The following is a 13,278-nucleotide window of genomic DNA, read 5'->3' as shown; positions in this document are numbered from 1 at the left end:
CAATCGCTATTCGACAGGCACGTGCGCAGCTTCGCGACTGCCTCTTGGGCGTGGGGTTTGCCCAACCAGGCAAGTGCACGTACAGCGTCGCCAGCAATGGTCGCTCCGAGGGCGACCTGCCACTGTGGCGCATGTTCGATTCTCACCTGAATTTTGCCTAATTGCAGGGTTCTCGGCCGTCCGCTGGTGATAAATACTTCCTTAATCGACACCTGCTGCGTCAGCCCTAGAAGGGGTCATGCCGAGATAAAGGGAAAATTCACTCACTTCCCTCCTATCCGCATGTTTTATAAAGACTTTTCAGGACGTAACTGAGTCTTGCCGAGATAAGGCAAAATTAGGACATTCGTTCTCTAAATTATTGTATTTAAACGAGCATCAGAAGCCCTGCTCAGCAAAGACTGCTTCGCGCCCAATCGCTTCAGCCATCCATTGAGGAAGGTTTGATCTATGCGATATCAAAATCTGCCAATCGTTACTCGACAGGCACGTGCGCAGCTTGGCGACTGCCTCTGGGGCGTGGGGTTTCCCCAGCCAGGCAAGCGCACGTACAGCGTCGCCAGCAATGGTTGTTCCGAGGGCGATTTGCCAATGCGGCGCATGCTCGATTCTCACCTGAGCCTTGCCTAGCTGCAGGGTTCTCGGCCGTCCGCCGGTAACAAATACCTCCCTAATCGACACCTGTTGCGTTAGCCCTAGAAGGTTCGCTGCGCGGGCACCGCTTAACGCGATTACCTGATGGCTTTTCGAAGCTATCGCACTGATAACCTTCTCCGTCGCCGGCGCGCGTTTGCCGAAGCGCCCGGTGACCGGCGCCACATAGAGGCCGCGTGAAATCCGCATTAACTCCCCGCCCTTGGCTAATCGAGAGAATGCTTGGTCCACCGAAGCACGGTCAGCCAAGTGAAGGAATTCGTTTGGTGCAAGGATGCCTCCTTCAGGAAGAAGCCTGCTGTGTTCGATGATTGCCGCGGAAAGGGATTTCATGGATGGCTGGTTTTTGAAATAGGGGTCGTCTCAGAAAACGGAAAATAAAGCACGCTAAGGCATAGCCGACCCTGCCAGGCTTGTTCCGCCCTGTAGCGACGCGATCAGCGGGCAGGAAACATTCCCCTTCCGCGCATGGCAGGCGCACACCAGTTCAGACAGCACGGTTTCCATGCGCGCCAGGTCGGCCATCTTTTCGCGCACGTCCTGAAGCTTGTGCTCGGCCAGGCTGCTGGCTTCCTCGCAGTGGGTGCCATCATCGAGCCGCAACAGCTCGGCGATTTCATCCAGGCTGAAGCCCAGCCGCTGGGCCGATTTCACGAATCGCACCCGCGTCACATCCGCCGCGCCATAGCGGCGAATGCTGCCGTAAGGCTTGTCCGGTTCCGGCAGCAGGCCCTTGCGCTGATAGAACCGGATCGTCTCCACGTTGACCCCGGCCGCCTTGGCAAAAGCGCCAATGGTCAGGCTCTCCAAATTGTTTTCCATATCACTTGACTCCGTACATGAGTACGGAAGTAAGGTTACGCTATCCAATTCAAATTCGAAAGGACAAGCGCATGTCTGAACCACAAAACGGGCGCGGCGCGCTCTTCGCTGGCGGACTGGCCGCCATCCTCGCCTCGACCTGCTGCCTCGGGCCGCTGGTCTTGGTCGCCTTGGGATTCAGCGGGGCATGGATCGGCAACCTGACCGTGCTGGAGCCCTATCGCCCGATTTTCATCGGCGCAGCGTTGGTAGCCTTGTTCTTCGCCTGGCGGCGCATCTACCGCCCTGCGCAAGCCTGTAGACCGGGTGAGGTCTGCGCGATTCCCCAAGTGCGAGCGACTTACAAGCTCATTTTCTGGGTCGTGGCCGTGCTGGTTCTGGTCGCGCTCGGATTTCCCTATGTCATGCCATTTTTCTACTGATCGGAGTTCACCATGAAGAAACTGTTTGCCTCCCTCGCCCTCGCCGCCGTTGTTGCCCCCGTGTGGGCCGCTACCCAGACCGTCACACTGTCCGTACCGGGCATGACCTGCTCTGCCTGTCCGATTACCGTCAAGAAGGCGATTTCCAAGGTCGAAGGCGTCAGCAAAGTTGACGTGACCTTCGAGACACGCGAAGCGGTGGTCACCTTCGATGATGCCAAGACCAGCGTGCAGAAGCTGACCAAGGCAACCAGAGACGCGGGCTATCCCTCCAGCGTCAAGCAGTGAGCCACTGAACCAGAGCCTAGGGCGATCATGGGGATGATCACACGCATTGCCGACAAGGCTGGCGCGCTCGGCAGCGTTGTTTCAGCGATGGGCTGCGCCGCCTGCTTCCCGGCCCTCGCCAGCTTGGGCGCGGCCATCGGGCTGAGCTTTCTACAGGAATACGAAGGGTTGTTTATCTCCACGCTGTTACCGCTGTTCGCCGTCGTGGCTTTGCTGGCGAATGCACTGGGCTGGCTGAGTCATCGGCAATGGCACCGCAGCCTGCTCGGCATGATCGGGCCAGCCATCGTGTTCGCCGGAACCGTCTGGCTGCTTGGCAACTGGTGGACAGCACGCCTCGTATACACCGGCCTAGCCCTGATGATCGGCGTGTCGATCTGGGACTTGGTTTCGCCGGTAAATCGCCGCTGCGGCCCGGATGGCTGCGAACTCCCCGCGAAACACGACTGACTGCGTGAGCCAGCGGCCAACACAGAAAAGGAACGATGAATGACCACCCTCAAAATCACCGGCATGACCTGTGACTCGTGTGCGACGCACGTCAAGGAAGCCCTGGAGAAAGTTCCCGGCGTGCAGTCGGCGGATGTCTCCTATACGAAGGGCAGCGCCAAACTCGCCGTCGAGGCCGGCATATCGCCGGACGCGTTGACTGCCGCCGTGGCCGGACTCGGTTATCGGGCCACGCTCGCCGACGCGCCCGTGCCTCCGGTGGGCGGTGGCTTGCTCGGAAAGATGCGCGAATGGCTAGGTAGCGGCGACAAGGCTGGTGGTGACGGTGGCGGATTGCATATTGCCGTTATCGGCAGCGGTGGCGCGGCGATGGCGGCGGCGCTGAAAGCCGTCGAGCAAGGCGCGCACGTCACCTTGATCGAGCGCGGCACCATCGGCGGCACCTGCGTCAATGTCGGCTGCGTGCCGTCCAAGATCATGATCCGCGCCGCGCACATCGCCCACTTGCGCCGAGAAAGCCCGTTCGATGGCGGCATGCCGCCCACACCGCCGACGATCTTGCGCGAGCGGTTGCTGGCCCAGCAGCAGGCGCGCGTCGACGAACTGCGCCACGCCAAATACGAAGGCATCCTGGATGACAATCCCGCCATCTCCGTGCTGCACGGCGAAGCCCGTTTCAAGGACGCGCACAGCCTGACCGTGCAACTCAACGGTGGTGGCGAACGTGTGCTGGCGTTCGACCGTTGCCTGATTGCCACCGGCGCGAGTCCGGCCGTGCCGCCGATTCCCGGCCTGAAGGACACGCCGTACTGGACTTCCACCGAAGCACTGGTCAGCGACACCATTCCTGAGCGGCTGGCCGTGATTGGTTCGTCGGTGGTAGCGCTGGAACTGGCGCAGGCGTTCGCCCGACTGGGCAGCAAAGTAACGATTCTTGCACGCAGCACCCTGTTCTTCCGCGAAGACCCGGCCATCGGTGAGGCAATCACGGCGGCGTTCCGCGCCGAAGGGATCGAGGTGCTGGAGCACACCCAGGCCAGCCAGGTCGCGCACGAGGGCGGCGAATTCGTGCTCACCACGGCGCACGGCGAGCTGCGCGCCGACAAACTGCTGGTCGCCACCGGTCGCTCGCCCAACACGCGCAGCCTGGCGCTGGACGCGGCAGGTGTCGCGCTCAACCTGCAAGGCGCTATCGTCATCGACGTCGGCATGCGGACCAGCACGCCGGACATCTACGCGGCCGGCGACTGCACCGACCAGCCTCAGTTCGTCTATGTGGCGGCAGCGGCCGGCACCCGTGCGGCGATCAACATGACGGGCGGTGACGCGGCGCTTAACCTTGCCGCCATGCCTGCCGTGGTGTTCACCGATCCGCAAGTCGCCACCGTGGGCTACAGCGAGGCAGAGGCCCAGCACGACGGGATCGAGACCGACAGTCGCACCTTGACCTTGGACAACGTGCCGCGTGCGCTCGCCAACTTCGACACACGCGGCTTCATCAAGCTGGTCATCGAGGAAGGTAGTGGACGGCTCATCGGCGTACAGGCGGTCGCGCCGGAAGCCGGCGAACTGATCCAGACGGCGGTACTCGCCATCCGTAACCGGATGACCGTGCAGGAACTGGCCGACCAGTTGTTCCCCTATCTGACGATGGTCGAGGGACTGAAGCTCGCGGCGCAGACCTTTAACAAGGATGTGAAGCAGCTTTCCTGCTGCGCCGGGTGAGAAAAAGGAGGTGTTCGATGAACGCCTACACGGTGTCCCGGCTGGCCCTTAATGCCGGGGTGAGCGTGCACATCGTGCGCGACTACCTGCTGCGCGGACTGCTGCGGCCGGTGGCGTGCACCCCTGGCGGCTACGGCCTGTTCGACGATGCGGCCTTGCAACGGCTGTGCTTCGTGCGGGCTGCTTTCGAAGCGGGTATCGGTCTCGACGCGCTGGCGCGGCTGTGCCGGGCGTTGGATACCGCGGACGGCGACGAAGCGGCCGCGCAGCTTGCCGTGCTGCGCCAGTTCGTCGAACGTCGGCGCGAAGCATTGGCCGATCTGGAGGTGCAGTTGGCCACCATGCCGACCGAGCTGGTACAGCATGCGGAGAGTCTGCCATGAACAGCCCCGAGCGCTTGCCGACCGAGACACACAAGCCGTTCACCGGCTACCTGTGGGGCGCGTTGGCCGTGCTCACCTGTCCCTGCCATTTGCCGATTCTCGCTGTGGTGCTCGCGGGGACGACGGCCGGCGCGTTCATCGGGGAGCATTGGGGTATTGCAGCCATCACGCTGACCGGCTTGTTTGTCCTGTCCGTGACGCGGCTGTTGCGGGTCTTCAAGGAAAGATCGTGAGCACATCACTGCCCGCCAGATGGACGGCGACCGAATTGGCGCAGGCGGTTGTGCGCGGGCAGTTTGAGCTGCACTACCAGCCGATTGTCGATTTGCGCAGTGACCAGATTGTCGGTGCGGAAGCCCTGTTGCGCTGGCGTCATCCGCAGCTCGGACTTTTGCCGCCGGGCCAGTTCCTGCCCGTGGTCGAATCGTCCGGCTTGATGCCTGAAATCGGCGCTTGGGTGCTGGGCACCGCCTGCCGCCAGATGCGCGAATGGCGGATGCTGGCATGGCAACCGTTCCGGCTCGCCGTCAATGTTTCGGCGAGCCAGGTAGGACCGGATTTCGACGGGTGGGTAAAGGGCGTGCTGGCTGACGCCGAGTTGCCTGCCGAGTATCTGGAAATTGAGCTGACCGAATCGGTCGCGTTCGGCAATCCGGCGATCTTCCCAGCCCTGGAAGCCTTGCGACAGATCGGTGTGCGCTTCGCTGCCGATGACTTCGGGACGGGGTATTCCTGTCTGCAACACCTGAAGTGCTGCCCGATTACTAAGCTCAAGATCGACCAGTCCTTCGTCGCCGGACTCGCCGACGACCACCGCGACCGGACCATCGTGCACACCGTGATTCAGCTTGCGCACGGGCTGGGAATGGACGTGGTGGCCGAGGGCGTGGAAACGCCGACCAGTCTCGCGCTGTTGCGGCAAGCGGAGTGCGATACGGGGCAAGGCTTCCTGTTCGCCAAGCCAGTGCCGGCGGCGGCATTCGCCGCCTTTGTCAGTCAATGGAGGGGTGCCACCATGAATGCAAATGATCCGACTGCCACCAGTTGCTGCGTGTGCTGCAAGGAAATCCCGCTCGACGCCGCCTTCACACCGGAAGGTGCGGAGTACGTCGAGCGCTTCTGCGGGCTGGAGTGTTATCAACGCTTCCAGGCGCGGGCAAGCAACGCGACCGAAACGAGCGCCGAACTGAACGCTTGCGGTTCGCCGCCGTCAGATTGAGGCATGCCCTAACTGGGCGTCAGGCCGGAACCTTGGGCAGTGTCAGAATAGGGCCGATTCCAGCATTTTCTGACGACTCGCCTGCAACCTCTAGGGCCTCAACCTGACAGGCCGCACGCTTAGCGTACGATTTTGTCCGTTTTCTCTATCGTCCCCTCCATGCCCGACGGACGGTCGCCGGCCCGCCCTGGTCGAAGGCCGCCCCACTCGGCCCGGCGAGGCCCGGCCAAGGTTGGACAGTTGCAGCGGCCAAAATCGCCCCCTGCGGCCTCCTGGGCGCGTTTCTGGTGCCAAGGTAGGCTTGCCCCCTGACTGACAGCTTCCGCGTTGTGTGGGCGATTCTGGAGGCTCTGACGCTGCTCCGGTTGCAGCGCTCCCGCCCCCTCTTTGGCGTTCAACCTGTCGTTTTCAGAAGACGGCTGCACTGAACGTCAGAAGCCGACTGCACTATAGCAGCGGAGGGGTTGGATCCATCAGGCAACGACGGGCTGCTGCCGGCCAATAGCCGACAATGACGACACTGGAAATCCCCGCCTGTGAGCGTCGGCTCAGGGCGGGACAGCGTCATCCAGCTACCTGCGCCACTGACTCAGCCTTGTCCAGCCGGCCGCGCCGCACGAACAGACTGACCAGCCGTTGACGGATCGCCACCTGGAGTTCCGCCAGTTGTTCCGGCGTGATGCGAATTTCACCCGCTCGACGAGCGCAACACCGGCGCCGCCTACGCCAAGAACCGGCGAATCGAACTCAAACTCACGAACCGCTGAGCGCCGCGTCACCGCGCTGCTGCGCCAGCCAGTCGCGCGGGGCGCAGCCCATGCGCACGCGGAAGGCGCGCGCCAGAGCGTTCGGGCTGCCGTAGCCGACGCGGTCGGCCACCACCGCCACCGGCCGCCCCTGCTTGAGCAGGGTGCAACTGACGTTCATCCGCCAGTCGGCCAGATAGTCGCCCGGCGTGACGCCCACCGCGTCCTTGAACGCGGCGGCGAAGCGCGCGCGTGACATGCCCGCCTTCGCCGCCAGCGCCTCGAGCGACCACGCGGTCTGCGGCGCATCGTGCATGGCGGTTATGGCGCGCGCGAGTTTCGGGTCGGCCAGGCCCGCCAGCAGTCCGGTGGCGCCAAGCCGCCCATCCATCAGATAACGCAGCAACTGGATCAGTAGCAACTCGCACAAGCGGTCGATGGCGGCCTGCCGACCGCACTGGTCGCGCTCGGCTTCGGCAAACAGCAACTCTAGCGTCGGCCCGAGGCCGGGCAAGTCCGCCAACGGAATCAGCAGCATCGACGGCAAGGCCATGGCCAACGGATTGCCCGTCGAAGCGCCCAGGTCGACCTCCGCACACAACCGCTCAGCGGTATCGCCGGGGGCGGCGACAAAACGATGCGACGCCACGCGCGGATAAAACAGCAGGCTCGGCTCGGTAACCAGCAGATCTTCATGCACGGGCGAACGCGCCGTAATCGGGCCGCGCCGCACCAGATGGATATAGCCATGCGGCGCCGCGTAATGATGCTGCCCACAGAAGGCGCCGCTGTGAAAAACGCGCGCCGAAAGCGAGTAGTGCCGGAGCAAGCCGGCCAGTCGATCCGCCATTCCACTCTCCATATAAGACGATAGGTTACGTATTTGATACTTTACGTGCCATATCGTACCAAACAAAGGGCGATCATGCCCACGTGCTCTTGCACCTCACCCACTACGGAGATAGACATGACCCAAATCGCCCCCCTGACCATCGACACCGCTGACGCCGCTACCGCTGCCACACTCAAGGCCGTCAAAGCCAAGCTTGGCATGGTGCCGAACCTGTTCGCCACGCTGGCCCACGCGCCGGCGGCGCTCAATGGCTACCTCGGCTTGTCCGAAACGCTGGGCACCGGCCGCCTGAATGCCTCCCAGCGCGAGATCGTTGCGCTCGCTGCCGGTCAAGCCAATCGCTGCCAGTATTGCCTGAGCGCACACACCCTGATCGGCAAAGGTGCCGGACTGTCGGCAGAGGCCATCGCCGCGGCCCGCACCGGCCAGGCGGCCAACGCACTTGACGATGCAATCGCCGGCTTTGCCCGCGCGCTGGTCGAGCAACGCGGCGTGGTGTCGGCCGACGCCATGGCCAACTACCGCCGCGCGGGGCTCGACGACGGCCTGATACTGGAAGTGATCGCCAACGTCGCGCTGAACACGCTCACCAACTACACCAACCACATCGCCGACACCACGGTGGATTTCCCCGTGGTCGCCGTCTGATCTCCATAGGCATATAAGGAGAACACGATGAAAATCGCACTCACCGGCGCTCTGCTCGCCAGCGCCCTCGTCCTGCCACTGGCCGTCACGGCCGGCGACTTTTCGCCCTATGTGGACAGCCAGGGCGGCATCAGCCGCCCCACAGACTTCCGCACAAACTTCGTCCACCTGGGCTCATATGCGGTGTTGGACGAAAAATCCGCCTCTCGCGGCTTGCACGATGTGTACACCGAAAAGGCCTCGGCCGAGCACTACCGCAAGACCGGCAAGTTCTTGGACGGCGCCACGCTGGTGAAAGAGATCCGCAAGCTCGAAACCAGCGCCATGACCACTGGCAACCCTGTGGTCTGGGGTTCCGATGCGGCCGTGTGGTTCGTGATGGTCAAGGACGCCAAAGGCCGTTTCGCCAGCAACCCCTTGTGGGGCGACGGCTGGGGCTGGGCGCTGTTCAAGGCCGACGCCCCCGCCAAGAATGTCGCCGTCAGCTACGAAGCCGACTGCATGGGCTGCCATGTGCCGGCGGCCAAGACCGACCGCGTATTCATCCAGGGCTATCCGACACTGACCCAGCACTGACTTGCTGCCGGGTTACGCTTCGCGCAGGATGGCACCTCCGTCCTGCGCGAGCCACCCTTTCCGGAAGCGCGCCATGCCGACACTCGACGCCTTTCTGACCGACGTCCGCGCCTGCACGCGCTGCGCACCGCATCTGCCACACGGCGTGCAGCCGGTCTTCCAGTTTCACCCGAGTGCGCCCATCCTCATCGCCGGCCAAGCACCGGGGGCCCGGGTCCATGCCTCAGGCGTGCCCTTCGACGACGCCAGCGGCGCGCGTCTGCGCGCCTGGCTGGGCGTGGACCGCGACACCTTCTACGACCCTACCCGCATCGCCATTCTGCCCATGGGCTTCTGTTATCCGGGCACCGGCAAAAGCGGTGACCTGCCGCTACGCCCGGAGTGCGCCCCCCGCCTGGCGCGAAGCCTTCATGCAGCGTTTCGAGCGCCTGTCGCTGGTCATCGTGCTGGGCAGCTACGCCATGGACTACCACCTCGGTACTGGCAAGACGCCGCTCACCCGGGTGGTCGAAGCCTGGCGCGAGCACTGGCCGCAAGCGTTCCCCCTGCCTCACCCTAGCCCGCGCAACAATCGCTGGCTGGTGCGCAACCCCTGGTTCCAACAAGACGTGCTGCCCGCGCTGCAAGCACGCGTCCAGGCAGTCCTCACCGCCAACCCCAAGGAAACCCCATGACCGACGACACCGCCGCCATTACCGAGCTGCTGCACAAGTACTACGACACCCTGGCCTGGGCGAACGGAGACAGGCACCGGCTTTGGAGCGATGAACGACGGCTTCAGGTGCGGTAGCTGACGCCTGGGACCTCAATCACCGTATGACCGGGTCGAAAGCGGTCCTTTCTCTGACAACATCGCCCTAGCCCGCACTCAACCCCCACAACACATCCAGCACATGTTGCGTAGGCCGCTCGACGTCCCCACCACGGTGGGCAATACCAAGTTGACGCCACAATAAGGGCTGTAATGGCCGCATGACGATCCTGGTATCGGGCAATGGCGTGGAGGCTTCATGCGGCAACAACGTCGCACCATAACCGGCCGCCACTAGGCTTTTGATCGCATCGTTGTAGTTCAGTTGAATACGCGGCGTGGGCTGCCGTCCATCACTGGCGAACCACTCCGAGGTCAAGCGCGAAAGCCGAGTAGTTTTGTCATTCAGAATTAATGGCTGGGCGGCCAGCCAACCGGGGGTCACAACATCCGGGCATTCCCAGCGAGCCGGCAAGAAGGCCATGACCGGGTCCCGCCGCCATGGCTCGATCCGCAATTCCTTCACCGGGGTCTGTGGCAGCGCGACCAGACCGATCTCCAAAGAGCCCTCGGCAAGCTTCTTCAAAGTTTCCTGCGACGTGAGCACCGCGACCTGCACATCGATAGCGGGATGGCGTTGGCCCAACGTCTCCAAAGCTTGCGGCATCAACTGTGCGATGGCCCCTGTGGAGGCACCCAGCCGCACACGCCCGGCCAAGCCCTGCACCTGACGCTCCACGTCCTCAAGCGCCTGCTCCGCATCCGCCAACAGGCGCCGCGCGCGCTCCACCAGCGTTTCTCCAATCGCCGAAGGCTGAATGCGCCCACGTGTGCGCGACAACAGCTTTCCGCCAACCCGCGACTCCAGGTCGGCAATATGCAAACTGACCGTGGGTGGCGCGAGGTGCAGCACACGGGCCGCCTCGGCAAACGAACCCAGGTCGGCAATGGCCACCAACGTGCGCAGACGGTCCAGGCTGATTTCGCGCATGAGTCACTCCTTGTTCAGAAAAGCTGAATTTCATCGTTTAGAAATTCAACTTTTCCTATCTTAGCCCCTCACTGAAGATTGGAACTCCTGATTTCCTATGTCCGAGAGCATTCCATGGCAAGTCCTCTTATATTCATCGACGGCGACCAAGGCACCACCGGGTTGCAAATCCATCAACGTCTACGCGACCGGACCGATCTGCGGCTTATCACGCTCAGCCCCGAACATCGCAAGGATCCGCAACGTCGCGCCGAAATCATCAACGCCTGCGACATCGCGATTCTCTGCTTGCCCGACCAAGCCGCACGCGACGCTGTAGCGAGCATCGAAAACCCCGCCGTTCGGGTGATCGATGCGAGTTCGGCGCACCGCACCCATCCAGACTGGACCTATGGTTTCGCGGAGATGAACTCGCAGCAGGCCCAACGCATCGCCACGGCACGGCGGGTCAGCAATCCCGGTTGCTATCCCACGGGGGCGATAGGGCTGCTGCGCCCATTGCTGGAGGCCGGGTTGCTGCCCAGGGACTATCCGACGAACATTCATGCTGTGTCGGGCTATTCCGGAAAAGGGCGCGTTGGCGTGCAAGAGCATGAGGGAGAGGGCGCATCACAGGCGCCCGCGTTTCAGGTTTATGGTCTGGGGCTGGCACACAAACATATTCCGGAGATTCAGCAGCAAAGCGGTCTGATGGAGCGGCCGATGTTTGTGCCGGCTTATGGGGCTTTTCGGCAGGGGATCGTGCTGACCATACCGTTGCAACTTCGCTTGTTGGCGCCGGGCGTGGATGCGGTGCGGTTGCATGCGTGTCTTATGCAGCACTACGTCGATGCGGACCATGTACAGGTGATGTCGATGCAGGAGGCCAAAGGGTTGACGTGCCTTGATCCTCAGGCGCTTAACGGGACTGATAGTTTGCGATTGGTGGTGTGTGAAAATGATGAGACGGGGCAGGTTTTGTTGGCTGCGGTGTTTGACAATCTTGGGAAGGGAGCCGCTGGAGCGGCGGTGCAGAATCTGGATTTGATGGTTGCAGGAACATGACTCCGACTACCCACTGGCTCTAGAGTCTATGGCTCGAATTTTCGAGCGGTTGTTTCCTCTCTGTTTATGGCCTGGCATCGACGGCATTAAACGAGTCGAAAACAGAATCTACGCGTGTCAGCAGTTTGCAATCCAGTCAGGCTTTGAAGTTAAACGGTCGTCCACGACAGGCAGCAATCGGCCAACAGCGGCCGTTTTAGAGTAGGGAAAATAAATCCCCTTTTCTGCTGTCTACGCTTCGCAGCGCCGGTTACCCGGTCACCACGCAAGACTCGCTTCCGGTCGGTGGCTAACCTTTACCGGGCGGGGGTCATACCCGCTGGGTTTCTTACGCCATTTCGTGACGGCTTGCGCCGTCATTCCCAGGCGACCAAGCTTTGCCTGGCGCACATAAATCAGTCCCCTTTTTCTCTTTGCGCAGCAATGGCGTCGATCCTTCGCGCCTGCAAACCTTTGGTGCAGGCTCCAGCTCGCCCATTGCCCCCAACGACACCGCCGAGGGTCGCGCCCAAAATCGCCGCGTTGAAATCAAACTGGTGCCCCGTAGCGGCGCTGTAGCTCAAGGGTAATGGTGCCTTGGTGCTCTTTTCGTCGGATGCCCAGCTATCTTTTAATGGGTTACGGGCGATTTGCAGTGGGCTCCAAAACCTGGCCTCAGGAGGTGCAAGCTCCCGTGGCACCGGCTTTGGACTGGGCAGACCAATACGCCGGCCCATAAGCCCATAAGGATCCCGGCCTCGGCCGGGTTCTTTATGCCCGCTTCGCGGGCTTGAGCCCAGAAGGGAGCGGCGTGCGCCGGATTCGCATCTGCCAGCCAGTACGCAGCCCGTTTGGAACTCAGTTGATCCGTCTTTTTCAACGGTTTAACAGCCAAATCAATACGTTCACAAGTACACTCGCCACCCTAGGGATGGTGAAGCATCCACGAGCGGTACTAGAATTTTCAGCTTTTCGGTGCCGCCGCACGAATTCAAGGGGCAAGCATGGATTACGAACAACTGCCGAGGGCCGCCTTGGTCCGTATGCTGCAGGAGCATGATGCGGCGCTTGCCGATGCTGGCAAGAATGGCATCGTTATGAGTTACACCGGGCGGGCTGCTCCCTGGCAGATCATCCGCCAGGTCAAGCCGAAGCTGCATCGTATTATCAAGAAAGTATCCTTTGGAGAGGAAACCGCCCAGTCAGAGAATGAGATCTGGGACGGTGAAAACCTTTCTGCGATGGTCACGCTCTATAAATATCGTGGTCAAGTTGATCTTGTAGTAACAGACCCGCCGTACAACACCGGCGAGGACTTCCGCTATAACGACAAGTGGGACAAGGATCCAAACGATCCAGATCTCGGCGATGTAGTTCCTAAAGATGATGGGTCCAAGCACAGCAAATGGTTGCGCTTCATGACACCCAGAATCTGGATGATGCGTGAGATGCTAACCCCAGGCGGGGTTATGGCTATCTGTATTGATCATAGGGAACTATTTAGACTTGGCATGCTCATGGACGAAATCTTCGGCGAAGAGAATCGCATTGGCATAATCAATTGGCAGAAAAGCTATTCACCTCGCAGTGATAATAAGGGGGCGGCGGCGAAAACTGAGTGCAACACCTGACCTTTCCGGTACGGTGCTGTCCCTATGTCTTATTCCGAACTCAGCGTTGAAGAGCGCGCCACCATTCAAATCGGTCATGCCCAAGGTTTCAGCCTG

At 61.7% G+C, this 13,278-nt stretch carries 18 protein-coding genes and 1 pseudogene; 15 read left to right on the top strand and 4 right to left on the bottom strand.

Annotated features, from left to right (window positions below; translation table 11 throughout):
* Window positions 1-378 precede the first annotated feature (378 nt).
* Together QMX98_RS16035 and merR are read right to left on the bottom strand one after the other, a co-directional pair.
* Entirely contained in the window at window positions 379-987 is a 609-nt protein-coding gene (locus QMX98_RS16035) for a DUF6088 family protein (RefSeq protein ID WP_045735839.1), read from the bottom strand.
* Window positions 988-1,041: 54 nt separating this feature from the next.
* Window positions 1,042-1,476, bottom strand: a complete 435-nt coding sequence (gene merR, locus QMX98_RS16030; RefSeq protein WP_024552202.1) for an Hg(II)-responsive transcriptional regulator — start codon at window positions 1,474-1,476, stop codon at window positions 1,042-1,044.
* 71 nt (window positions 1,477-1,547) lie between these two features.
* Here merR and merT point away from each other — a divergent pair, with 71 nt between their 5' ends.
* Genes merT through QMX98_RS15995 form a run of 7 tightly spaced genes read left to right on the top strand, consistent with a single transcriptional unit; the run spans window position 1,548 to window position 5,963 of the window.
* Complete coding sequence (merT, locus tag QMX98_RS16025) at window positions 1,548-1,898, top strand: mercuric ion transporter MerT (protein ID WP_024552203.1); 351 nt, start codon at window positions 1,548-1,550, stop codon at window positions 1,896-1,898.
* 12 nt (window positions 1,899-1,910) lie between these two features.
* Window positions 1,911-2,186: a mercury resistance system periplasmic binding protein MerP gene (gene merP, locus QMX98_RS16020; RefSeq protein WP_045735837.1), complete on the top strand. Its 276-nt coding sequence runs from the start codon at window positions 1,911-1,913 to the stop codon at window positions 2,184-2,186.
* A gap of 27 nt (window positions 2,187-2,213) precedes the next feature.
* The gene (merC, locus tag QMX98_RS16015; RefSeq protein WP_024552205.1) at window positions 2,214-2,636 is read left to right on the top strand and encodes an organomercurial transporter MerC; all 423 of its coding nucleotides are present in this window, start codon (window positions 2,214-2,216) and stop codon (window positions 2,634-2,636) included.
* Window positions 2,637-2,675: 39 nt separating this feature from the next.
* Entirely contained in the window at window positions 2,676-4,361 is a 1,686-nt protein-coding gene (gene merA / locus QMX98_RS16010) for a mercury(II) reductase (RefSeq protein ID WP_024552206.1), read from the top strand.
* Window positions 4,362-4,378: 17 nt separating this feature from the next.
* Entirely contained in the window at window positions 4,379-4,744 is a 366-nt protein-coding gene (merD, locus tag QMX98_RS16005; protein WP_021138753.1) for a mercury resistance co-regulator MerD, read from the top strand.
* Window positions 4,741-4,977 (top strand): broad-spectrum mercury transporter MerE, encoded by a 237-nt coding sequence (merE, locus tag QMX98_RS16000; RefSeq protein ID WP_021138754.1) that lies wholly within the window; start codon window positions 4,741-4,743, stop codon window positions 4,975-4,977. Before merD ends, merE begins: the two co-directional genes overlap by 4 nt.
* The gene (locus QMX98_RS15995; RefSeq protein WP_024552207.1) at window positions 4,974-5,963 is read left to right on the top strand and encodes a DUF3330 domain-containing protein; all 990 of its coding nucleotides are present in this window, start codon (window positions 4,974-4,976) and stop codon (window positions 5,961-5,963) included. The genes merE and QMX98_RS15995 overlap by 4 nt, the downstream gene beginning before the upstream one ends.
* Before the next feature lie 753 nt (window positions 5,964-6,716).
* Here the strand turns inward: QMX98_RS15995 and QMX98_RS15990 are convergent.
* Window positions 6,717-7,559 (bottom strand): AraC family transcriptional regulator, encoded by an 843-nt coding sequence (locus tag QMX98_RS15990; protein ID WP_003464996.1) that lies wholly within the window; start codon window positions 7,557-7,559, stop codon window positions 6,717-6,719.
* Between the two features lie 117 nt (window positions 7,560-7,676).
* Between QMX98_RS15990 and QMX98_RS15985 the strand changes: the two genes are divergently transcribed.
* Genes QMX98_RS15985 through QMX98_RS15970 form a run of 4 tightly spaced genes read left to right on the top strand, consistent with a single transcriptional unit; the run spans window position 7,677 to window position 9,460 of the window.
* Window positions 7,677-8,210, top strand: coding sequence for a carboxymuconolactone decarboxylase family protein (locus QMX98_RS15985; RefSeq protein ID WP_020309197.1), 534 nt, complete (start codon window positions 7,677-7,679; stop codon window positions 8,208-8,210).
* Window positions 8,211-8,237: 27 nt separating this feature from the next.
* A complete protein-coding gene (locus tag QMX98_RS15980; RefSeq protein ID WP_003465000.1) occupies window positions 8,238-8,786 on the top strand; it encodes a cytochrome P460 family protein in 549 nt (182 codons plus the stop codon).
* Between the two features lie 28 nt (window positions 8,787-8,814).
* Entirely contained in the window at window positions 8,815-9,345 is a 531-nt protein-coding gene (locus QMX98_RS15975) for a uracil-DNA glycosylase family protein (RefSeq protein WP_077203601.1), read from the top strand.
* Window positions 9,248-9,460: a hypothetical protein gene (locus QMX98_RS15970; protein ID WP_223866296.1), complete on the top strand. Its 213-nt coding sequence runs from the start codon at window positions 9,248-9,250 to the stop codon at window positions 9,458-9,460. Before QMX98_RS15975 ends, QMX98_RS15970 begins: the two co-directional genes overlap by 98 nt.
* A 183-nt stretch (window positions 9,461-9,643) precedes the next feature.
* Here the strand turns inward: QMX98_RS15970 and QMX98_RS15965 are convergent, their stop codons facing one another.
* Window positions 9,644-10,528 carry a LysR family transcriptional regulator gene (locus QMX98_RS15965; protein ID WP_003465017.1) on the bottom strand — a complete coding sequence of 295 codons (885 nt, stop codon included), beginning with the start codon at window positions 10,526-10,528 and terminating at the stop codon, window positions 9,644-9,646.
* A 114-nt stretch (window positions 10,529-10,642) separates the two neighbouring features.
* Between QMX98_RS15965 and argC the strand changes: the two genes are divergently transcribed.
* The 4 genes and pseudogenes from argC to QMX98_RS15945 form a co-directional block, all read left to right on the top strand.
* Window positions 10,643-11,572 carry an N-acetyl-gamma-glutamyl-phosphate reductase gene (gene argC, locus QMX98_RS15960; RefSeq protein WP_003465021.1) on the top strand — a complete coding sequence of 310 codons (930 nt, stop codon included), beginning with the start codon at window positions 10,643-10,645 and terminating at the stop codon, window positions 11,570-11,572.
* A gap of 413 nt (window positions 11,573-11,985) precedes the next feature.
* Window positions 11,986-12,141, top strand: a pseudogene (locus QMX98_RS15955) (OmpA family protein); the annotation flags it as partial.
* A gap of 414 nt (window positions 12,142-12,555) precedes the next feature.
* The gene (locus tag QMX98_RS15950) at window positions 12,556-13,182 is read left to right on the top strand and encodes a DNA methyltransferase (protein ID WP_003465024.1); all 627 of its coding nucleotides are present in this window, start codon (window positions 12,556-12,558) and stop codon (window positions 13,180-13,182) included.
* Window positions 13,183-13,206: 24 nt separating this feature from the next.
* The coding region (locus tag QMX98_RS15945; RefSeq protein WP_146469857.1) for a helix-turn-helix domain-containing protein at window positions 13,207-13,278 on the top strand (72 nt) is incomplete at its 3' end.

It is taken from the genome of Pseudomonas sp. PS02303 (assembly GCF_029959925.1).
GTDB classification, from domain to species: Bacteria; Pseudomonadota; Gammaproteobacteria; order Pseudomonadales; family Pseudomonadaceae; genus Aquipseudomonas; species Aquipseudomonas mandelii.
Note: the sequence above shows the minus strand (reverse complement) of the source record. Positions and strands in the feature narration are given on the sequence as shown.

Coding starts and splice junctions, on each gene's coding strand:
- QMX98_RS16035 (WP_045735839.1), bottom strand. CDS start 987: ATGAAATCCCTTTCCGCGGCAATCATCGAACACAGCAGGCTTCTTCCT.
- merR (WP_024552202.1), bottom strand. CDS start 1,476: ATGGAAAACAATTTGGAGAGCCTGACCATTGGCGCTTTTGCCAAGGCG.
- merT (WP_024552203.1), top strand. CDS start 1,548: ATGTCTGAACCACAAAACGGGCGCGGCGCGCTCTTCGCTGGCGGACTG.
- merP (WP_045735837.1), top strand. CDS start 1,911: ATGAAGAAACTGTTTGCCTCCCTCGCCCTCGCCGCCGTTGTTGCCCCC.
- merC (WP_024552205.1), top strand. CDS start 2,214: ATGGGGATGATCACACGCATTGCCGACAAGGCTGGCGCGCTCGGCAGC.
- merA (WP_024552206.1), top strand. CDS start 2,676: ATGACCACCCTCAAAATCACCGGCATGACCTGTGACTCGTGTGCGACG.
- merD (WP_021138753.1), top strand. CDS start 4,379: ATGAACGCCTACACGGTGTCCCGGCTGGCCCTTAATGCCGGGGTGAGC.
- merE (WP_021138754.1), top strand. CDS start 4,741: ATGAACAGCCCCGAGCGCTTGCCGACCGAGACACACAAGCCGTTCACC.
- QMX98_RS15990 (WP_003464996.1), bottom strand. CDS start 7,559: ATGGCGGATCGACTGGCCGGCTTGCTCCGGCACTACTCGCTTTCGGCG.
- QMX98_RS15985 (WP_020309197.1), top strand. CDS start 7,677: ATGACCCAAATCGCCCCCCTGACCATCGACACCGCTGACGCCGCTACC.
- QMX98_RS15980 (WP_003465000.1), top strand. CDS start 8,238: ATGAAAATCGCACTCACCGGCGCTCTGCTCGCCAGCGCCCTCGTCCTG.
- QMX98_RS15975 (WP_077203601.1), top strand. CDS start 8,815: ATGGCACCTCCGTCCTGCGCGAGCCACCCTTTCCGGAAGCGCGCCATG.
- QMX98_RS15970 (WP_223866296.1), top strand. CDS start 9,248: ATGGACTACCACCTCGGTACTGGCAAGACGCCGCTCACCCGGGTGGTC.
- QMX98_RS15965 (WP_003465017.1), bottom strand. CDS start 10,528: ATGCGCGAAATCAGCCTGGACCGTCTGCGCACGTTGGTGGCCATTGCC.
- argC (WP_003465021.1), top strand. CDS start 10,643: ATGGCAAGTCCTCTTATATTCATCGACGGCGACCAAGGCACCACCGGG.
- QMX98_RS15950 (WP_003465024.1), top strand. CDS start 12,556: ATGGATTACGAACAACTGCCGAGGGCCGCCTTGGTCCGTATGCTGCAG.